This is a genomic window from Lentzea flava (assembly GCF_014648475.1).
Lineage (GTDB): Bacteria > Actinomycetota > Actinomycetes > Mycobacteriales > Pseudonocardiaceae > Lentzea > Lentzea flava.
This window is the reverse complement of record NZ_BMRE01000001.1, coordinates 155,270-175,155: the sequence shown is the minus strand read 5'-3', so window position 1 is coordinate 175,155 and position 19,886 is coordinate 155,270. Positions and strand designations below refer to the sequence as shown.

Genomic DNA, 19,886 nt, shown 5'->3' with positions numbered 1-19,886 from the left:
CCGTCGTGACGGCTCCGTCCCAGGGGCACACGACGAAGGAGGCAGTGATGCGGCAGAGCGAGATCACCGAGGTGCTGAACCGGCCGTTGAGCAAGGAGCTGCTGGCCCGCGACCTGACGCGGCTGGCGTACGTGGCCAAGGACGGCACGCCGCGCTCGATCCCGATCGCGTTCACCTGGAACGGCGCGCAGATCGTGCTGTGCACGTCGAAGAACGCGCCGAAGCTGCACTCGCTGCGAGCGAACCCCGCGGTGGCGCTGACGATCGACACCGAGGTGCACCCGCCGAAGATCCTGCTGATCCGCGGCACGGCCGAGCTGGACCCGGTCGACGGCATCCCGGAGGAGTTCCTGCAGATGAACGGCAGCTACCAGATGTCGCCGGAGCAGCGCGTGGAGTGGGAGCGCGAGGTCCGTTCCCTCTACGCCGACGGCATGGTCCGGATCGTCATCACGCCCACGTGGGCGAAGCTGATCGACTTCGAGACCACGCTGCCGACGCCGGTGCAGGAGCTGGCCGAGCGGCGGTCAGCCCGACAGGAAGCGGTCTAGGACGCGCACACCGAACTCCAGGCCCGCGACGGGGACGCGTTCGTCGACGCCGTGGGCCATCGACCGGTAGTCGTACCCGGCGGGCAGCAGCAGCGGCGAGAACCCGTAGCAGGCGATGCCGAGCTGGCTGAACGCCTTGGCATCCGTGCCGCCACCGAGGCAGTAGGGCACGACGACCGCGGCGGGGTCCTCGTCGCGCAGCGCATCGGCCATAGACGCGAACCACTCCGTGTCGACCGGTGCCTCGACGGGCGGCTGGTGCTCGAGGAACTCCCGCGTCACGCCCTCGCACAGCAACGAGTCGATGGTCGCTTCGAGCTCGTCGACGGTGCCGGGCAGCGTCCGCACGTCGAGCTGGGCGGTGGCGGTGCCGGGGATGACGTTCACCTTGTACCCGGCCTGCAGCATCGTCGGCGTCGTGGAGCACCGCACCGTGTTCTCCACCAGTTTCGCGGCGGGCCCGAGACGGGCGATCGTGCCGTCGACGTCGTCCAGGTCGACCTCGACGCCCAGGGCTTTGCCCGCGCCGACGAGGAACGCCTCGACCGTCGGCGTCAGGCGGACCGGGTGCTGGTGGGCGGCGATGCGCGCCAGTGACGTGACGAGCGCGGTGACGGCGTTCTGGTCGTTCCTGCGGGAGCCGTGCCCGGCGCGGCCGACGGCGGTGAGCTTCATGTGCGACGTGCCGCGTTCGGCGGTGCCGATCGGGTAGAGGCGCACGCCGTCGACGTCGTAGGAGAACCCGCCGGACTCGCTGATCGCGGCCTGGACCCCGGCGAAGTGGGCGGCGTGGTGGTCGACGAGCCAATGCGCGCCGTACACGCCCTGGTCCTCCTCGTCGGCGACGAACGCCAGCACGACGTCGCGACGGGGCCGGCGGCCTTCGACGTGCCAGCGGTTGATCACCGCGAGCGTCATGGCGGCCATGTCCTTCATGTCGACGGCGCCGCGGCCGTGGACGAAGCCGTCGCGGATCTCGCCGGCGAACGGGTCGAAGCTCCACTCGGCCGGGTCGGCGGGCACGACGTCGAGGTGGGACTGGACCAGGACGGCGGGCAGCGACGGGTCGGTGCCGTGGATGCGCGCGAGGACGTTGGTGCGGCGTGGCGCGGGTTCGAGCAGCGTGGGCGGTACGCCGTTGTCCTGCAGGATCGTGGCGACGTGCTCGGCGGCCTCGCGTTCGCCCGCGGAGTCGCCGCCGCCGCGGTTGGTCGTGTCGAAGCGGATGAGCTGCGCGCACAGCTGCGCCACGTCCAGCGTCATGAAGCCACCGTAGCCGTACGCGTCAGGTGGAATTCCCACGCCCCGGGAGGTCGCTGGGGCCTGCTCAGCCGTAGATGCCCTCGATCGCACCGGCCGCGACGTGGGTGACGACCTTGAACGCCTTCATCGCCTCGGTCATCGACACGGCGTCGAACCCGACCCGGCGCGGGCCGATGAGCTCGACGGTCGGCACGACGGCGGCGGCGTCGGCGAGGTGGGTGGCGTCGAACTCGACCTCGATGCGGTGCGCCGTCACGACGCCCTCGCCGCGCCCGGCGGAGGCCATCGCGGCGGTGGCGGCTTCTGTGATGTGTGAAAAAGCCACGGCGGGTGGAAGACACACGGCCGCATACCGCGACACGCATTCCTTCACCGCCACCAGCCCGGCGCCGGGCGCGTAGGTCGCGGCGTCGGCGCACGTCAGGTCGTCACCGGTCACGAGCAGCACGGGAACCCCGTACTCGGCCGCCAGGGCGGCGTTGAGGCGTCCCTCGGAGGCGTGCACGCCGTCGAGCCACACGCCGGTGATGGAGTTCTCCAGGTAGGTGTGCGCGAGGACGCCGGGAGAACCAGCGCCGGTGTGGTAGCCGAGGAAGACGACACCGTCCACATCGGAGTCGATGCCCTGCATCATCGACAGCGGCTTGTGGCGGCCGGTGAGCATGCGGGCCGAGGTGTGCAGGTCCTCGAGCAGCAGGTTGCGCTGCGAGGAGTGCGCCTCGTTGACGATCACCTCGGTCGCGCCGCCCGCGACCAGACCCGTCACGCAGGCGTTGACGTCCCCCGTGAACAGCCGCCGGAACCGTTGCCACTGCTCGGTGCCGGGGATGACGTCCCCGGTCCAGGTGACTCCGGTGGCGCCTTCCATGTCCGCCGAGATCATGATCCGCACAGCTGAGTAACGTAGCGGTGGGCTGCTGGGGAAGAGGGGTATTTCGTGCGGGTGAAGTTGTGCGCGTTGCTCGCTGTGGCAACGACACTGGGGCTGGCAACACCGCCTGCCGCGGCTGAGGGGCGGGTGATCCTCAAGGTCGCGATCGTGCAGCAGATCGACTCGATGAACCCGTTCCTCGCGGTGTTCCAGTCGAGCACCGAGGTCGGCCGGTTGATGTACGACTACCTGACCGCCTACGCCGCGGACGACCAGCGGGTCACCGAGGGCATCGCGAACAGGTGGGAGCCCTCGGCCGACAAGCTCACGTGGACGTTCACCGTTCCCGAGGGCAAGAAGTGGTCCGACGGGCAGCCGATCACGGCGCAGGACGTCGCGTTCACCTACAACCTGATGCTGACCAACGAGGTCGCCAGGACCGCGAACGGCAGCTTCGTCACCAACTTCTCCTCCGTCACCGCGCCGGACGACAGGACCGTGGTGATCAGGACCAAGGCGCCGCAGGTCACGATGCTGGCGCTGGACGTCCCGATCGTGCCCAAGCACGTGTGGGAGAAGGTCACGAACATCAAGGACTACGCCAACGACCAGATGCCGGTCGTGGGCTCCGGCCCGTTCGTGCTCACCGAGCACGTGGCCGGGCAGTTCATCAAGCTCAAGGCCAACAAGAGCTACTGGCGCGGCGCGCCGAAGTACGACGAGCTGCACTTCGTGTACTTCCAGAACTCCGACGCCGCGGTGCAGGCGCTAGCCAAGGGCGAGGTCGACCTGGTCAACCGGATGGCACCGGCGCAGTTCGACTCGCTCAAGGACAAGCCAGGCGTCACCCGCAACAAGGCGCAGGGCCGCCGGTTCGTCGAGCTGCTGATCAACCCCGGTGCGCAGACCCGCGCCGGCGAGCCGATCGGTGACGGCAACCCGGCGCTCAAGGACGTGCGGGTGCGGCGGGCGATCGCGCAGGCCATCGACCTGGACGCGCTGGTGCAGCGGGTCAGCCTCGGGTACGCGGAGAAGGGTGCCGGGCTGGTGCCGCCGGTGTTCGGCAAGTGGCACTGGCAGCCGGGTGAGTCCGAGCTGCGCAAGTTCGACCCCGCGGCCGCGAACGCCGCGCTGGACGCCGCGGGCTATCCGCGCAAGGCCGACGGCACGCGGTTCTCGCTGCGGCTGACCGGCCGCGCCGGCCGGGCCTACGACGAGCAGGCCAGCGAGTACCTCAAGCGGCAGCTGGGCGACGTCGGCATCGCGCTGGACGTGCGGCTGGTGTCGGACAACCAGCTCAACGAGGCGACCACGGTGGCGACCTACGACCTGGCGTTCTCCGGCTGGGCGACGAACGTGGACCCGGACTTCATCCTCGGGCTGCACACGTGCGCGCAGCGGCCGGGCGCGGACGGCAAGGGCGGCACCACCGACGCCTACTTCTGCGACCAGACCTACGACGAGCTCTACGCGCGTCAGCTCTCGGAGTTCGACGAGGGCAAGCGGGTGGAGCTCGTGAAGCAGATGCAGGCCCGGTTCTACGACCAGGTACCCGCGGTGGTGCTCGCGTACGAGAACGCGCTGGAGGCCTACCGCTCGGATCACTTCGCCCGGTTCACCACGCAGCCCGCGCAGGGCGGCGTGATCATGGCGCAGAACGGCATGTGGGGTTACTACGGCGCCGAACCGGCGGCGCGGGCCGCGACGTCCGGCTCGACGTGGGTCGGTTTCGCGGTGGTCGCCGCGGCGGTGTCCTCGCTGCTGCTGGCGATCGTGGTGTACACGCGCAGGCGGAAGGCCACGGCCGGGGAGCGCGAGTAGGTGCGACGCGGGGTTCGTCTCTGGGGCCGGCTCGGTGGTGCCGCGCTCAGCCTGGTGATGGTGGCGGTGCTGGGCTTCTTCCTGTTCCGGGTGGTGCCCGGCGACCCCGTGGTCTCGATGACGCGCGGGCGGCCGACGACAGCGGCGATGCAGGCCGAACTGCGGGCGCAGTTCGGCCTGGACCGTCCGCTGCACGAGCAGTTCTTCAGCTACTTCACCTCACTGCTGCGCGGTGACCTGGGGACGTCGTTCACGTTCCGCCGCCCGGTGGCCGACGTGATTCTCGAACGCCTGGGGCCGACGCTGCTGCTGGTCGGCACGTCGACGGTGATCGCGGTCGGTCTCGGGCTGTGGCTGGGGGTGCGGGCGGCGTGGCGGCGCGACTCGGCGTTCGACAAGGCCACGACGGGGGTGTCGCTGACGTTGTGGGCGGTGCCGACGTTCTGGCTCGGCATGCTGCTGATGATGGCGACGGGTGAGCTGTTCCCGTCGCGGGGCATGCGCGACACCGACACGGCACCGGACTTCGTCTCGCAGGCGCTGGATGTGGGGCATCACCTGGTGCTGCCCTCGCTCACGCTGGTCGCGGTGGTGTGCGCGGAGTACATGCTCGTGATGCGGTCGTCGTTGCTGGAGGAGATGCACGCTCCCTACCTCACGACGGCGCGGGCGAAGGGGCTGCGCGACGACCTGGTGCGCCGCCGGCACGCGGTGCCGAACGCGGTGCTGCCCGCGATCACGCTGGTGTTCCTGCGGTTCGGGCTGGTGGTGGCCGGGGCGATCACGACGGAGACGGTGTTCTCGTGGCCGGGCCTGGGGTTGTTGTTCTACGACGCGCTGACCGGGCCCGACTACTTCCTGCTGCAGGGGCTGCTGGTGGTCACGGCGGGCGCGGTCGTGGTGATGAACCTGCTGGCTGAGCTGCTGTACGGGGTGCTGGATCCACGGGTGAAGGTCGTATGAGCAGGTTCAACAGGGCCGGTGTGGCCGGTGCCGCGATCCTCGCGGTCGCGGCGCTGGTCGCGGTGGTCGCGCCGCTGCTGATCTCCGCGGACGAGCTGGACGTGACGCGGGTGACGGCGGCGCCGTGGCAGTCGCCGGGCGCGGAGTTCTGGCTGGGCACCGACCACACCGGCCGGTCGGTGGCGGTGCTGGTGGCGCAGGGTGCGGGGACGTCGTTGTTCGTGGGGCTGACGGCGGCGGTGCTCGCGGTCGGCATCGGCACGCTCGTGGGTGTCGTGAGCGGTCACTTCGGCGGCCTCGTCGCGGGCGCGTTGCTGCGGATCACGGACTTCTTCCTGGTGCTTCCGGCGCTGGTGCTGGCGATCGCGCTGTCGACGGTGCTGCCGCGCGGGCTGGGGACGATCGTGCTGGCGATCGGGCTGACGAGCTGGCCGTCGACGGCGCGGATGGTGCGGGCGCAGACGCTGACGATCGAGGCGCGGCCGTTCGTGGAACGCGCTCGTGCCCTCGGTGGCGGGCACGTGCACGTGATCGGGCGGCACGTGTTGCCGTCGGTGGTGCCGCTGGTGCTGGTGAACGCGACGCTGGCGGTGGCGACGGCGATCGTGGCCGAGTCGACGCTCGCGTTTCTGGGGCTGGGTGATCCGACGCGGATCTCGTGGGGCGCGATGCTGCACCAGGCGCAGCTGCACGGGGCGGTGCCGCAGCGGGCGTGGTGGTTCCTGCTGCCGCCCGGTGTCGCGATCGTGGTGGTGGTGCTGGCGTTCACGCTCGTCGGGCGCGCCCTCGAAGCCGTTGTGACGCCGAAGAGGTGACAGGGTGCTGGAGCTGAGGAACCTCAGTGTCCATTACGGACACAAGCGCGTTGTCGGCGACGTGAACCTGACGCTGGCACCGGGTCAGACGCTGGGTCTGGCGGGTGAGTCGGGGTCGGGCAAGTCGACGGTGGCGATGTCGGTGCTGCGGCTGCTGCCCAGGACCGCCCGCGTCGAGGGCGAGATCCTGCTGGACGGCGACGACGTCCGGACGATGTCGTGGGGCCGGTTGCGGGCGGTGCGGTGGGCGTCGGCGTCGATCGTGTTCCAGGGCGCGATGCATTCGCTCAACCCGGTGCGGCGTGTCGGTGACCAGATCGCTGAGCCGATGCGCCTGCACGGCACGCCTGGGAGTGTCCGTGAGCTGCTGGAGCAGGTGGAGCTGTCGGCGCAGAAGGCGCGGGCGTATCCGCACGAGCTCTCCGGCGGGCAGCGGCAGCGGGTCATGATCGCGATGGCGCTGGCGTGCGGGCCGCGGCTGGTGATCGCGGACGAGCCGACGACGGCGCTGGACGTGGTCGTGCAGGCGCAGGTGCTGTCGGTGCTCACCCGCCTGGTGGCCGAGCAGGACCTGGGGCTGCTGATGATCAGCCACGACCTGTCGGTGCTCGCGCAGACGTGCGACGAGCTGGCGGTGATGCACCGCGGCGAGCTGGTCGAGCGCGGCGCCACGCGGGAGGTGATCGCGAACCCGCGCCACCCGCACACGGCGGCGCTGACCGCGGCGTTCCCGGTGATCGGCGATCCGGCGCACCGCTGGGCCGAGCAGGCACCGCAGCCGGAGCCGTTGCTGCGGGTGCGGGACCTGGTGGTGGACTACGGTCGGACCCGCGCGGTCGACGGGGTGGACCTGACGGTCGGGCACGGCGAGATCGTGGCGTTGGTCGGGCAGTCCGGCTCCGGTAAAACGACACTGGCTCGTACCATAATGGGGCTGCGGAAACCGTCCTCCGGACGGGTGATCTTCGACGGTGCTCCGGTGCCGGTGAAAGGCGCGGCACTCAAGGCGTTCCGGCGGCAGGTGCAGCTCGTCCTGCAGGACCCGGCGAGCGCGCTCAACCCGCGCCACACCGTCCGCGACGCGGTGGCGGAGGGACTGCGCGTCCACGGCATTCGCGGTGACGAGGAATCCCTGGTCAGCGCCGCTGTGGAGCGTGCGGAGCTGCGTCCGGCGGAGCTATATCTGGACTCGCTGCCGCACGAGCTGTCCGGGGGTCAGCAGCAGCGGGTGGTGATCGCCGGGGCACTGGTGCTGCAGCCCCGTCTGCTGGTCGCCGACGAGCCCGTCGCGTCGCTGGACGCCTCGGTGCGCGGGGAGATCGTGGCGCTGCTGCTGAAGTTGCGGCATGAGCTGGGCCTTGCTTCATTGATCATCACGCACGACCTCGGACTGGCGTGGCAGATCGCCGATCGGGTCGCGGTGATGCATCAGGGGAAGATCGTGGAACAAGGCTCGGTGGAACAAGTGCTGCTCAACCCCACTCACGACTACACGCGCGCGCTGCTGCGCGCGGTGCCGCAGGTCTGACGTGATCCCGATCGAACACGCCCGTCTGCGGGCCTCGCTGACGCCTGCCGAGATCGGGCGGGGCGGGGCCGACGGCTGGGTGGACGTCGACGACGTGCCGACGCTGGCGTGGCTGGCGTGGAACGACCTGGGCCGCCCGCCAGGAGTGCTGGGCGAACTCGCCGAGGCGACGGAACCGGCGCACGTGCTCGCGCTGTGCCGGATCCTGGCCTCGACCTCCCGCGAGGACACCGCGGCGGTGTGGCGGTACTTAGCCGCGGACTGGGAACGCACGGGGGAGCGTTCCGACGGCAGGCAGCGTTTCCTGCTGGACCGGGCGAGACGTGGTGAGGGCATGAACTGGCGCGACTTCTCCGCGTTGATGGGCACCGACCGCCCGGAGGAGGTCGACGCGGCGTTCGACCGCGGCGAGGACATGGTCGGCATCTCGGTGATCGGCCTGGCCATGTCGTATCCGGATCCGTGGGTGGCGTTGCGGCGGGTCGCGCGCGCGTTGGACCACAACCGCATCGAGGTCCGTCAGCACGGCGCGACGGCGCTGGCGCACGTGGCCCGCATCCACGGGGTGGTGTCACGCGAGTGTCTGGAGGTGCTGCGCCGTCATCCCAACGAGGTGGCCGAGGACGACCTGTGGACGTTCATCGCCCACCACAAGCTGCCGGCGTGGTTGTGGTGGCGGCGGATCACGGCCCGGCTGGGGCGGCGAGTTCCGCGCGGACGGCGCTCTCGGTTAGCAGGTTGCGCTGTCCCACTGCTCGCCTGAGCGCTTCGTGCAGGTGCTCGCGGGCCGCGGCGTGGTCGCCCCTGGCCTTCGCGATGCGGCCGCGTTCGAGCGCGATGTGGCACCGCATCTCGTCGGGGCTGTACCAGCCGCCCGGTGTCAGCTCCCACGCCTGGTCGCACTCGGCCCACGCGGTGCCGAGGTCGCCGTTGCGGCGGGCGAGCTCGGCCCGGCCGAGGTGGCAGGTGGCCCGCACGTGCGGCGCCCCGGCCCGGGTCCCGACGTCGAGGGCCTCGTCGTAGTCCGCCGCGGCACCCTCGGTGTCGCCGGAGGCGAGGCGGGCGCGTGCCCGCGCGACGAGCAGTTCGGCGATGTCCTCGGTGGCACCGAGCTCGGTGAGCAGCGCGTGGGCGCGGCCGATCGCGTCGAGCGCCTGGGCCGGTTCGCCGGCTTCCAGGGCGATCTCGCCGAGCTGGTGATGCGCGAGCGCGGCACCCCAGCGGTCACCGACGCGGCCGAACTCCAGCGCGCCGCGCCTCAGCAGGTCCCGGCCGGTCTCCGGGTCACCCTGCATGCGGGCCACGAGACCGTCGCCGACCAGGGCGAGAGCGCCGCTCCACGGATCGGTGCCCACGAGGCGGTGGCGGCGGTGCCAGGTCTGGGAGTCGTTCTCGGGCGGGCCGAGCGCCATGCCCCACATCATGGTCATGATCGGATAGCGCGGCGGCCCGTCCAGGGCGCCCAGCAACGCGTCGGCCTGGCCGATCCTGCCGCTCTGGTCACCTTGCGCGAAGGGCCAGGCGATGAGCAGGCACAACGCGTACTCCTGCTCCCGTCCCCGCGGAGCGGTCTCGCCGCACGCGCGGATCACGGCTTCTGCCTGCCGGGCGGCTTCGGTGCGCAGGCCGCGGCACCAGTAGTAGGTCGACAGCGCCGCCACGAGCTCCAGCGCGAGCCCGATGTCGTGGCCGGTGGCCCAGGTGACGGCCGCGGTGAGGTTGTCGTGGTCGGCGCCGAGCCTGGTCAGCCACTCGATCTGGTCGTGGGCACGCAGGTGCGGTTCGGCCTCCTGCGCTCTGGCGAGGAACCAGCGGGCGTGCCGGCCGGCGAGATCGGGCGCGCGGGCGGCGCAGAACGCGCGGATGGTGTCGAGCATCCGGTAGCGGTCGCCGACGACCTCGACGAGTGACTTGTCCACCAACGACGTCATTGTGTCCACATCGGACTCGCACACCGCCGTGACCGCGTCCAGGCTCGCGCCGCCGCTGAACACGGTGAAGCGGGCGGCGAGGTCGCGTTCGGTGTCGGTGAGCAGGTCCCAGCTCCACTCCACGACCGCCTGCAGGGTGCGGTGACGGGGCGCGGCGGTGCGGCTTCCCTTCGACAGCAACCGGAACCGGTCGTCGAGGCGGGCGGCGATCTCGGCGATCGGCAGGGACCGCACGCGTGCGGCGGCCAGCTCGATGGCGAGCGCGATGCCGTCGAGCCTGCGACACACCTCCGTGATGACGTCGTGGCCGGCGTGAAAACCCGGCTTGACCGCTTGGGCGCGGTCGAGGAACAGACGGGTGGCGGCGTCGTCGTCCAGGGCGGTGACCGGGCTGAGGGTCTCGCCGGTGATGCCGAGCGGTTCGCGGCTGGTCGCGAGCACCCGCACGTCCGGACAGGCCGCCAGGAGGTCGCCGAGCACACGGGCGGCGTCGTCGACGACGTGTTCGCAGTTGTCCACCACCAGCAGCACCTCGCGTGCCGCGAGCGCCGCCCGCAGCCGCTCCTCCACCCCGACCGGCCCCACCGAGAGCAGGCCGGCCTCCCGAACCCCGACGCCGTCGAGCAGCGCGCGGGCGACGTCGGTCGTCGCGCTGAGGTCGACGAACGCCACCTCGCCGGGTTCGCGGTGCGCGACCTCGACAGCGAGCCTCGTCTTGCCGGTGCCACCGGGGCCGATGAGCGTGACGAGCCGGTTGTCCCGCAGCCACTTCGACACGCGCCGCAGGTCCTCGTCACGGCCGACGAAGCTGGTGAGCTGCGCGGGCACACCCCGGTGCGGCGCCTGCGCCCGCAACACCTCCAGATGCGCGGCGGCCAGACCGGGGGAGGGATCGACACCGAGCTCGTCGGCGAGCAACTCCTTGCCCCGTGCGAACACCTCCAACGCCTCGGTCTGGCGGCCGTCAAGGTGCAGCGCCCGCATCAACGCCGCCCGGACGTCCTCCCGCAACGGGTGCTGCCCCAGCAGATCCCGCAGATCGTCCGTCGTCCCGCCGGACAGCACGCAGTTGATGAACACTTCTGACAGCCGCTGCCGCGCCGCCTCGGCGAAAGGCGCGTCGACGTCGGCCAGCGCCGGGCCGCGCCACAACGCCAGCGCCTGCGCGGCACATCCCGCTGCCAGCAGCTCGACGCACCGCAGGTGATCCACCTGCGATGCGTCAGCGACCAGGCGGTATCCGGCGGGGTGGTGCTCGATCAGCAGGCCCGGCACGGTCCGGCGCAACCTCGACACCTGCGACTGCAGCGCGTTGACCGCACCGGCGGGCGGCTCGGCGTACAGGCCGTTGATCAGCTGATCGTGTCCGACGACGCGACCTGCGCCGAGCACGAGCATCGCCAGCAACGCGCGCTGCCGCGGCGCGGCGACCTCCACGCCGTCGACCAGCACCGGACCGAGCACCCCGAACCTCACGAGGCCCGATTGTCCCCGAGCCGGGTGCCCGGCGAGGCCGGAACGCGATCAGCCGAGCTCGTGCCCGGTCGTCGCGTCCACGTGAGCCGGCACCTCGTCGTGCCGATCGCCGACCGTCAGCGTCCCCGAAGGCTCGAACATCAGGATCTGCGCACCGTGCGGCGCCGACGGCCGATGGAACGTCCCGCGCGGCACGGTGAACACCGCACCCCTGCCCAGCACCACCGTGCGCTCGCCATCGGGCTCCCGCAGCCCGATGCGCAGCTCACCGTCCAGAACCAGGAAGAACTCGTCGGTGTCGTCGTGGACGTGCCACACGTGCTCGCCCTCGACCTTGGCCACGCGCACGTCGTAGTCGTTGACACGGGTGACGATCCGAGGGCTCCACAGGGCGTCGAACGACGCCAGGGCCCGCTCCAGAGCGATGGGTTCGTTGGTCACCACCCCAGCCTCGCCGCTGACGCCACCCCGGCGTGAGTGCTAGGAATCGCACATGCCGCAAGAATCCTCGCACCGCGTGGTCGTCATCGTCGACGAGAACTCCAACCCGTTCGAGCTCGGCTGCGCCACCGAGATCTTCGGCCTGCACCGCCCCGAGATCGGCGGCCACCTCTACGACTTCCGCCTCTGCTCACCCGACCCGCACACCGTCATGCGCGACGGCTTCTTCACCCTCGCCGGCGTCACCGGCCTGCACGCCGCCGACACCGCCGACACCCTCATCGTCCCCAACCGCCCCGACGTCACCACACCCCGCCGCGCGGGCGTCCTCGACGCCATCCGCCGCGCCCACGCCCGCGGCGCACGCCTGGTCGGGTTCTGCAGCGGCGCCTTCACCCTCGCCGAAGCAGGCGTCCTGGACGGCCGCCGCGCCACCGCCCACTGGCAGTGGGCCGACGACTTCCGCACCCGATACCCCGGCGTGCGGCTCGAACCCGACGTCCTGTTCGTCGACGACGGCGACATCCTCACCTCCGCCGGCAGCGCCGCCGCTCTCGACCTGGGCCTGCACCTCGTCCGCCGCGACCACGGAGCCGAGATCGCCAGCTCCGTCAGCCGCCGCCTCGTCTTCGCCGCCCACCGCGACGGAGGCCAGCGCCAGTTCGTCGAACGCCCCGTTCCCGACCTGCGGGACGAGTCACTGGCACCCGTCCTCGCCTGGGCCCAGCAGCACCTCGACACCCCGCTCACCGTCACCGACCTCGCCACCCGCGCCAACGTCAGCCCGGCCACGCTGCACCGCCGCTTCCAAGCCCAGCTCGGCACCACACCACTCGCGTGGCTCACCGCCGAACGCGTCACCCTGGCGTGCCGGCTCATCGAACTGGGGGAGCGGCGCTTCGACGTCGTCGCCCGCCGCACCGGCCTGGGCACCGCCGCCAACCTCCGCGCCCTCATGCGCCGCCAGACCGGACTGACCCCCTCGGACTACCGGCGCCGCTTCACGCCAGCGCCCGCAGAATGATCCGCTCCACCACCCGCGTCTTCGCGTCCGCGTACTCCTGACCCCGACCCCACGTCCGCTCCGCCAGCTCCCGCTTCACCGCCTCGTACTCCGCACGCTCACCCGCGTTGTCCCGCAGCCGGTCGCGGAACACCAGCATCCGGTCGACCTCCTCACACGCGGGGGAGAACACGTGCAGGTTCACCTCCGGATCCGAGTCCTTCAGCAACCGGTGCCGATACCACCCCGGCTCCCGCAACCGCAGGTAGTAGCCCGCCTCCACCAACGCCGGCACGTACGCGTCCTCGTCATCGGAGTCCGCCACCACCAGCAGAATGTCGATCAACGGCTTCGCCGCCAGTCCCGGCACCGACGTCGACCCCACGTGCTCCAGCCGCAGCACCCGATCACCCAGCGCCGTGCGGATCCGCGCCTCCTCCCGCGCGAACCACTCCGGCCACGCCGGGTTGTAGTCCTCCAGCGTGATCCGCACGTTCCCCGTCGGCGTCTCGGTCACGTACTCCACGTCGTCCGACGGCGCCCGCGTCGCCAGATACGCCCGCTCCAGGATCTCCAGCACCACCTCGTTCTTGGCCGCCGCGTAGTCCTGCACCCGCTCCCACGGCTGCGCCGCCAGCTTCCGCTTCGTCTGCGCGTACAACTCGCGGTCGTCGGCGTTGCCGCGCAACCAGTCCCGGAACAACAGATGCCGCCGCACCTGCGCACACCCGCGCGGAAACACGTGCAGGTTCACGTTGGTGTCCGGTCCCTTGAGGATCCGGTGGTCGTGCCAGTCGTCCTCCCGGATCGTCACCCGGTACCCCGCGGCCTCCAACGCCGGCACGTACGACGCCTCATCCCGCGGATCATCCACCACCAGCATCATGTCGATCACCGGCTTCGCACACAGCCCCGGCACCGACGTCGACCCCACGTGCTCCAGCTCGGCACCGGGAAGCGCAGCCAGGATCCGAGCCCGCTCACGCTCGTAAAGACCCGGCCAGGCACCGTCGTAGTCGGCAAGTTCGATGTTCACGGCGACCCCCTCGTAGGCAGTCGGCCAGAATATCAACCGCCGAACAGATCACCAGCCGACTCCACCCGCTCCAGCACCTCGTCCGCCGTGAACACCAGCTCCTCCGGCACCTGACAGTCCTCGACCTCGTCCCACGTGATCGGCGTCGACACCGTCGGCCGCTCCCGAGCCCGCAACGAATACGGCGCCACCGTCGTCTTCGCCGGATTGTTCTGCGACCAGTCGATCAACACCTTCCCGGTGCGCGCCGCCTTCGCCATCGTCGCCACCACCAGGTTCGGCATCTCCTTCGCCAGCCGCTGCGCCACCGCCTTCGCGTACTCCGACGTGTCCTTCGCCGGGGCATACGCGTACACCTGCATCCCCTTGTTCCCCGACGTCTTCGCCCACGCGTCCACACCGTCGTCGTCCAGCACCATCCGCACGCGCTCAGCCACCCGGCAACACTCCACCACCGTCGCCGGCGCACCCGGATCCAGATCGAACACCAGCAGATCAGGATCCCGCTTGCCCCCACGCGGACCCACCGTCCACTGCGGCACGTGCAACTCCAGCGCCGCCAGATTCGCCAGCCACACCAACGTCGCCAACTCGTCCACCATCACGTAGTTGACCGTCTCGTTGCCCCGCGAACTGCCCGGCGACTCCAACCGCATCGTCCGCACCCACTCCGGCCGGTGCTCCGACGCGTTCTTCTCGAAGAACCACTTCCCGTCCACACCGTTCGGATACCGCTTCAACGTCACCGGCCGATCCCGCAGATGGGGGAGCAGCACCGGCGAGATCCGGGTGTAGTAGTCGATCACCTCACCCTTGGTGAACCCGAACTCCGGATACAACACCTTGTCCAGGTTCGTCAGCTTCAGCACCCGATCCTCGACCCGCACAGTCGCGTCACTGCTCAACCCGCCGCACCTCCCCGGGCGACTTGTCCGGCCGCAACCCCCGCCACGCCGGAAACCGCATCCGCCCGTCCGGCGTCCACTGCCGGAACACCACCTCCGCCACCAGCTCCGGCTCGACCCACCTCGCGCCCTTCGCCCGCTCCCTCGGCACACCCGTCACGAACGGCGACGTCCGCCGCGCCAACGCCTTCAACCGCGGCGTCAGCACCGCCAGCTCCGCATCGTTGAACCCGGTACCCACCGACCCCGCGAACGCCAGCCCGCCGTCCTGCGGAATACCCAGCAACAACGCGCCGATCACCCCGGCCCGCTTGCCTTCACCCATCCGCCAGCCACCGATCACCACCTCCTGCGCCATCAGATCGGTGATCTTGCGCCAGACCGGCGACCGCATCCCCGGCTGATAAACCGAATCCAGCCGCTTCGCCACCACCCCCTCCAACCCCTGCTCCCGGCTCGCCGCCAGCACCGCCGCACCATCGGTGTCATACGACGGGGGAGTGAGCCAGTTCGGCCCCCGCAGCTCCAAATCCCGCAGCAGCTCCCGCCGCTGCCGAAAAGGCAACTGCAGCGCCGAACGCCCATCCAGGTGCAACAGATCGAACAACAACAACGTCACCGGATACAGCCGCGCCGCCTTCCGCGCCGCCTCCGCCTTGCTCACGTGCATCCGGTTCTGCAACGCGCTGAAACTCGGCCGCCCGTCCCGCAACGCCACGATCTCCCCGTCGAGCAGCACCTCCGTCGACCCCAGCTGCTCACCCAGGGCCTGCAACTCCGGATACGCCACCGTGATGTCGTTGCCCAGCCGCGACCACGCCTGCACCCGGCCACCCTCGACCCTCAGGATCGCCCGCACACCGTCCCACTTGAACTCATAAGCCCAAAGATCATCATCATCGTGGGGGAGGGGACCGGGCACCGCCAGCATCGGCTTCAGCGACTCCGGCAACGGCTGCCAGTCCGGACGCGCCGGCGCATGCCGCCGCTTCATCATCCAGTTCTTCCCGTCCTCACCCGAACGGAAGAACACGAACTGACCCTCGACCCGATGACCGTGCAGGATCACGTCCACCTCGCGATCCGACCACTTCACCGTCTCGTAGCGACCGCGATCCCAGATGAACATCTCACCGCCGCCGTACTCACCCTTCGGAATCTCCCCGGAGAACTCCGCGTACTCCAAAGGGTGATCCTCGGTGTGCACCGCAAGCCTGATCACATCAGTCGTGGGCGGCAAACCCTTCGGCACCGCCCACGACACCAGCACACCATCACGCTCCAGCCGCACATCCCAATGCAAACTGCTCGCGTGATGCTCCTGAATCACAAACGTGTCGTTATCACCCCGCGGCAACTCGTCCGCAGCAGCAGGAACAGGCTCCGGAGTCCGCCCCGGATCCCGCTTCCGCCGGTACTCGTCGAGCCCGGCCATCTACGCCGACGAAGCCTTCTTCTTGGGCGACGCCTTCTTCGCCGCACCCTTCCGGCCCGCCTTCGCCTTCTCCACACTGCGCTCCAGAGCCGTCATCAGATCGATGACATCGCCCTTGTCCTCGACCTCCGGCTGCTCCGGCAGCTCAGCACCCTCCGCCTTCGCCGCGATGACCTTCTCCAGCGCATCCCGGTAGTCATCGGTGAACGTGTCCGGATCGAAGTCCCCGGCCATCGACTCCACCAGCGACGTCGCCATCTTCAACTCCTGCGGCCGCACCTCGACCTTCTGGTCCAGGAAGTCGAACTCCGCCTTGCGGATCTCGTCCGGCCACAACATCGTGTGCATCACCAGCACGTCATCACGCGCCCGGATCGTCGCCAGCGTCTCCTTCTGCCGAATCGTGATCTTCACGACCGCCAGCTGACCCGTCTTCACCAGCGCATCCCGCAGCAGCACGTACGGCCGCGCCGCCGCCTTGTCCGGCTCCAGGTAGTACGTCTTCTGGAAGTAGATCGGATCGATCTCCTCCGCCGGCACGAACTCCAGGACGTCGATCGACTTGTCGGTCTTCACCGGCAGCTTCTCGAAGTCCTCGTTCTCCATGATCACCATCCGGCCGTCGTCCAACTCGTAGCCCTTGGTGATGTCGCTGTACTCCACCTCGTTGCCGCACACCGAACAGACGCGCTTGTACTTGATGCGCCCGCCGTCCTCCCGGTGCACCTGGTTGAAACGGAAGTCGTGCTCCTCGACAGCCGTGTAGAGGCGCACGGCGATCGTCACCAACCCGAAGGAGATGGCCCCACGCCACACGGATCTCATTCTCACTGGGTACCCTTGAAATGCGGTTTTCGCACTATCAGGTCACCCACTCGGCCTAACGATTCGGCAACCGCTACATGTCCCTGAGCGCCCGATACGTCCGATTGCTCGCCACCGCCGCCCGCCGTTCGCGCGCCGTCGCCTCGATGTAGTTCTGACTCGTCGCCAAGCTCGCGTGCCCCAGCAACGCCATGATCTCGCTCGCGCTCGCACCGTCCTCGGCCAGCCGCGTCGCGAACGTGTGCCGCAGAGCGTGCAGATTCGCCCCCGTCGGCACCCTGTCGTTCAGGCCCGCCCACCGGAAACACGACTTGACCAGGTACTCCAGCCCACCTCGCCCGATCGGCTCACCGTGCCGATCCCGCAGCAACGCGCTGTCCCGGTCGAACCGGCCCTGCGGAAACCGCTGCCGGCAACTCTTCAGATAGGCCTCGACGATGCGTTCCATCGGCGGCTCGATCGGCACACTCCTGTCCCGGTTGCCCTTGCCCTTCACGTGCAGCCTCCGATCGCCCTCCCTGCCGACGATCGACGCCAGCGTCAGCGTGCGCATCTCCGCGCTCCGCAGGCCCGCGACCAGGCCCAACGCGATCACCAGCACGTCGCGCTCCGGCCACGGGTCGCGGGCTTTCCGCGCGCCTTCGGCGGCCGCCGTGAGGAGCTGTTCCGGCGTGTCCTCGCCCCGCAGCGGCTTCGGGACGAGCGGAGGGGTCTTGGGACGGGCGACGGCACCCATCGGGTTGCCGGCGATGAGGTCTTCCGCCACGCAGAACGTCAGGAACTGGTTCCACGTCGACCATGCCCGCAGCACGGAGCTCTTGGCGTGGGTGTCGGCGAAGAGCCCGAAGGCCAGGCGCAGGTTCGCCCCGGTCAGATCGCTGACGGTCAGGTCCTCGACAGGGGAGTGGAGCGTCTCGGCCAGGAGTGTGTTCACGCCGGCGAGATCGCGCTGGTAGGCCGCCGTGGTGTGCGGCGAGTCCTTGCGCGTCCGGCGGGCGAGGAAGAAGGCGTCCTGGGCGGCGAGCACGTGCATATGGATCTTGTACCGCACAGCACCGACAATCCCGTGTTCCGTGCTGGATAATGGCGATTATGCATGAAATGTCCGTTTAGTCCGAGTTCGCGGGACGCTGGACCAGGTGGCGTCACTTGTCGGGGATCGTGAGCGTAATGACGCGCCCCTGCGTACGTCTCACTGACGAGTCGTCGGTGTCGACCGCGCTCCGACATCGCCGGTGCACAGATGTTGCGGCGTCTGCAAGTGCGGCCAGCCTGCCCGCTGGCGGTGCTTGCAGACGCGCAACAGGGCCGGTTTCAACCCCTTCTGATGACGATCTTCGCAGGTCACCGTTTCGCCGATAATCTACATTATGTCAAGTAACGCGGATCGGGCCTTCTGGTGAAGCCTCTCCTGCCATGCTGCGCGCCGTGCCTGACCGGGGTCGGTTCGTGGAGCTGGGCGCCGAGGTCGTTGTCGGGTCTTCCTCCGATTGGACGCGCGGGGTCGCTGCCGGGCTTGCCTCGGCTGGCTTCCGCTCGCGTCATGCCGGTGTCCGTCACGGGCCGGTCTTATGAGCTGCTGGCGTGGGGCTCGTCCGGATGGCTCTGCGAGCCGCTGCTGGCGTTTACGTCACCGTGGCGATAGAGGCCAATGGGAACCTGACGGCTGCGCACCGCGAGACCGGGCGTCTTGTGCTGTTCGCGCCGGACCACTCGTTCGACGGCGTCACGCCGTTTCCTGGTTGAGGTGATGGTGTGGAAGCTCGACGGCCTGGACGAATCGGACATACGTCGGCCGTTGGTCGCGAGTGGGACGAACCTGCTGGGATTGGTGAAGCATCTGACGTTGACGGAGTCGCGGTACTTCGGTGAGGTGTTCGACCGGCCGTTTCCGGAGCCGATGCCGCGGTGGGACGACCTTGCGGCGCGTGGTGCGGACATGCGGGCTGCGGAGGACGAGTCGCGTGAGGACATCGTGGGTCGTTATCGGCGGGTGTGGGCGCATTCGGATGCGACGATCGCGGCGTTGCCGGTGGACTCCCCTGGGTTTGTGCCGTGGTGGCCGCGTCCTCGGGTGATGTTGTTCAACGTTCTGGTGCATGTGCTGACGGAGACCGCGCGGCATGCGGGGCACGCGGACATCGTGCGGGAACAGATCGACGGTGCGACGGGTGAGGGTCGGTGGTGAGGCAGACTCCCCCGCATGCGTTTTGCGATCTACGTGCCGTGTTACGGCGACACCTACGGTGATCCGGCGGTCTTGTGTTCTCTGGCTGTCGAGGCGGAGGCGGCCGGGTGGGACGGGTTCTTCATGTGGGACCACGTGGTCGCGCAGCCTCTGGTGGCTGATCCGTGGGTGACGTTGGGGGCGGTGGCGGCGCGGACGTCCAGGATCGCTCTGGGGCCGATGATCACGCCTGTCCCCCGGCGTCGTCCGTGGAAGCTGGCGTTGGAGGCGTCGACGTTGCAGCGGTTGTCGAGTGGCCGGTTGGTGCTGGGTGTGGGGATGGGTGTGCCTCGGGACTACACGTCGTTCGGTGAGCCGTCGGATGCGCGGTCGCGGGCGGCGCGGTTCAGCGAGGGCGTGGAGTTGGTGCAGGAGTTGTTGTCGGGTGAGCCTGTCGAGCACCGCGGGGAGGTGTTCGAGGTGTCCGGGGTGCGGTTCGCGCCGGTGGAGGTGCCGGTGTGGACGTCGGGGATCTGGCCGCGGAAGGTGCCGTTCCTGGCGGCGGCGCGGGCTTCGGGGTTGTTTCCGATCATTCAGGACGGGTCGGGCGGGTTCGCGGTGGCGTCGCCTGAGCAGGCGGCGCGGATGAAGGCGGATTTCGTGGCCGCGGGTGGTCCTGCTGATGGGGATCTGGCGATCTGGGGTGGTGGGGCGCGGCCGTCGGCGGCTGAGGTGTCGGAGTACGCGGATGCCGGGGCGACGTGGTTGTTGCTGGACGGGTGGAAGGCGTCGCTGGAGGAGCTTCGTTCGTACGTTTCCGCTGGTCCGCCGCGTTAGAACGATCTTGTCGGGGGT

At 69.7% G+C, this 19,886-nt stretch carries 17 protein-coding genes and 1 pseudogene; 9 read left to right on the top strand and 9 right to left on the bottom strand.

What is annotated here, in order from left to right:
- Positions 1–47: 47 nt before the first annotated feature.
- A complete protein-coding gene (locus tag IEZ09_RS00845) occupies positions 48–551 on the top strand; it encodes a pyridoxamine 5'-phosphate oxidase family protein (RefSeq protein ID WP_189251562.1) in 504 nt (167 codons plus the stop codon).
- Here the strand turns inward: IEZ09_RS00845 and IEZ09_RS00840 are convergent.
- Both IEZ09_RS00840 and IEZ09_RS00835 read right to left on the bottom strand, forming a co-directional pair.
- The gene (locus IEZ09_RS00840; RefSeq protein ID WP_189251561.1) at positions 528–1,814 is read right to left on the bottom strand and encodes a M20/M25/M40 family metallo-hydrolase; all 1,287 of its coding nucleotides are present in this window, start codon (positions 1,812–1,814) and stop codon (positions 528–530) included. The two genes, IEZ09_RS00845 and IEZ09_RS00840, sit on opposite strands and share 24 nt — an antisense overlap.
- A 64-nt stretch (positions 1,815–1,878) precedes the next feature.
- Entirely contained in the window at positions 1,879–2,706 is an 828-nt protein-coding gene (locus tag IEZ09_RS00835; RefSeq protein ID WP_189251560.1) for a M55 family metallopeptidase, read from the bottom strand.
- A 45-nt stretch (positions 2,707–2,751) separates the two neighbouring features.
- Between IEZ09_RS00835 and IEZ09_RS00830 the strand changes: the two genes are divergently transcribed.
- The 5 genes from IEZ09_RS00830 to IEZ09_RS00810 are packed head-to-tail and all read left to right on the top strand — an operon-like array spanning position 2,752 to position 8,575.
- Positions 2,752–4,506 carry an ABC transporter substrate-binding protein gene (locus IEZ09_RS00830; RefSeq protein ID WP_229812135.1) on the top strand — a complete coding sequence of 585 codons (1,755 nt, stop codon included), beginning with the start codon at positions 2,752–2,754 and terminating at the stop codon, positions 4,504–4,506.
- Entirely contained in the window at positions 4,507–5,469 is a 963-nt protein-coding gene (locus tag IEZ09_RS00825; protein ID WP_268247589.1) for an ABC transporter permease, read from the top strand.
- Positions 5,466–6,284 (top strand): ABC transporter permease, encoded by an 819-nt coding sequence (locus IEZ09_RS00820; RefSeq protein ID WP_189251559.1) that lies wholly within the window; start codon positions 5,466–5,468, stop codon positions 6,282–6,284. Before IEZ09_RS00825 ends, IEZ09_RS00820 begins: the two co-directional genes overlap by 4 nt.
- A gap of 4 nt (positions 6,285–6,288) precedes the next feature.
- Entirely contained in the window at positions 6,289–7,812 is a 1,524-nt protein-coding gene (nikE, locus tag IEZ09_RS00815; RefSeq protein WP_189251558.1) for a nickel ABC transporter ATP-binding protein NikE, read from the top strand.
- Between the two features lies 1 nt (position 7,813).
- Positions 7,814–8,575, top strand: coding sequence for a hypothetical protein (locus IEZ09_RS00810; protein WP_189251557.1), 762 nt, complete (start codon positions 7,814–7,816; stop codon positions 8,573–8,575).
- Here the strand turns inward: IEZ09_RS00810 and IEZ09_RS00805 are convergent.
- Complete coding sequence (locus tag IEZ09_RS00805; protein WP_189251556.1) at positions 8,496–11,219, bottom strand: AfsR/SARP family transcriptional regulator; 2,724 nt, start codon at positions 11,217–11,219, stop codon at positions 8,496–8,498. The two genes, IEZ09_RS00810 and IEZ09_RS00805, sit on opposite strands and share 80 nt — an antisense overlap.
- Positions 11,220–11,267: 48 nt before the next feature.
- Positions 11,268–11,663, bottom strand: coding sequence for a cupin domain-containing protein (locus tag IEZ09_RS00800; protein ID WP_370467606.1), 396 nt, complete (start codon positions 11,661–11,663; stop codon positions 11,268–11,270).
- A 49-nt stretch (positions 11,664–11,712) separates the two neighbouring features.
- On the opposite strand from IEZ09_RS00800, the gene IEZ09_RS00795 reads away from it, so the two are divergent.
- On the top strand, positions 11,713–12,684 hold the full coding sequence (locus tag IEZ09_RS00795) for a GlxA family transcriptional regulator (RefSeq protein WP_189251554.1): 972 nt from the start codon (positions 11,713–11,715) through the stop codon (positions 12,682–12,684).
- Here IEZ09_RS00795 and IEZ09_RS46110 read toward each other — a convergent pair.
- The 5 genes from IEZ09_RS46110 to IEZ09_RS00765 all read right to left on the bottom strand — a co-directional run bounded on the left by IEZ09_RS46110 (position 12,662) and on the right by IEZ09_RS00765 (position 17,915).
- Positions 12,662–13,699, bottom strand: coding sequence for a GrpB family protein (locus tag IEZ09_RS46110; protein WP_229812134.1), 1,038 nt, complete (start codon positions 13,697–13,699; stop codon positions 12,662–12,664). The genes IEZ09_RS00795 and IEZ09_RS46110 overlap by 23 nt on opposite strands.
- A 32-nt stretch (positions 13,700–13,731) precedes the next feature.
- The gene (ligD, locus tag IEZ09_RS00780; RefSeq protein ID WP_189251553.1) at positions 13,732–14,604 is read right to left on the bottom strand and encodes a non-homologous end-joining DNA ligase; all 873 of its coding nucleotides are present in this window, start codon (positions 14,602–14,604) and stop codon (positions 13,732–13,734) included.
- On the bottom strand, positions 14,594–16,039 hold the full coding sequence (ligD, locus tag IEZ09_RS00775) for a non-homologous end-joining DNA ligase (protein WP_189251552.1): 1,446 nt from the start codon (positions 16,037–16,039) through the stop codon (positions 14,594–14,596). Before ligD (IEZ09_RS00775) ends, ligD (IEZ09_RS00780) begins: the two co-directional genes overlap by 11 nt.
- On the bottom strand, positions 16,040–16,864 hold the full coding sequence (ku, locus tag IEZ09_RS00770) for a non-homologous end joining protein Ku (RefSeq protein ID WP_189251551.1): 825 nt from the start codon (positions 16,862–16,864) through the stop codon (positions 16,040–16,042).
- 73 nt (positions 16,865–16,937) lie between these two features.
- A complete protein-coding gene (locus tag IEZ09_RS00765; protein ID WP_229812133.1) occupies positions 16,938–17,915 on the bottom strand; it encodes a tyrosine-type recombinase/integrase in 978 nt (325 codons plus the stop codon).
- 699 nt (positions 17,916–18,614) lie between these two features.
- Between IEZ09_RS00765 and IEZ09_RS00760 the strand changes: the two are divergent.
- Together IEZ09_RS00760 and IEZ09_RS00755 are read left to right on the top strand one after the other, a co-directional pair.
- Positions 18,615–19,031, top strand: a pseudogene (locus IEZ09_RS00760) (DinB family protein); the annotation flags it as partial.
- Between the two features lie 36 nt (positions 19,032–19,067).
- Positions 19,068–19,868 carry an LLM class flavin-dependent oxidoreductase gene (locus IEZ09_RS00755; RefSeq protein WP_189251549.1) on the top strand — a complete coding sequence of 267 codons (801 nt, stop codon included), beginning with the start codon at positions 19,068–19,070 and terminating at the stop codon, positions 19,866–19,868.
- The last annotated feature ends 18 nt before the right edge of the window (positions 19,869–19,886 follow it).

Excerpts from the sequence above, each read along its gene's own strand:
- IEZ09_RS00795 (WP_189251554.1), top strand. The coding sequence starts at position 11,713 with ATGCCGCAAGAATCCTCGCACCGCGTGGTCGTCATCGTCGACGAGAAC.
- ligD (WP_189251552.1), bottom strand. The coding sequence starts at position 16,039 with ATGGCCGGGCTCGACGAGTACCGGCGGAAGCGGGATCCGGGGCGGACT.
- IEZ09_RS00845 (WP_189251562.1), top strand. The coding sequence starts at position 48 with ATGCGGCAGAGCGAGATCACCGAGGTGCTGAACCGGCCGTTGAGCAAG.
- IEZ09_RS00820 (WP_189251559.1), top strand. The coding sequence starts at position 5,466 with ATGAGCAGGTTCAACAGGGCCGGTGTGGCCGGTGCCGCGATCCTCGCG.
- ku (WP_189251551.1), bottom strand. The coding sequence starts at position 16,864 with ATGAGATCCGTGTGGCGTGGGGCCATCTCCTTCGGGTTGGTGACGATC.
- IEZ09_RS00755 (WP_189251549.1), top strand. The coding sequence starts at position 19,068 with ATGCGTTTTGCGATCTACGTGCCGTGTTACGGCGACACCTACGGTGAT.
- IEZ09_RS00840 (WP_189251561.1), bottom strand. The coding sequence starts at position 1,814 with ATGACGCTGGACGTGGCGCAGCTGTGCGCGCAGCTCATCCGCTTCGAC.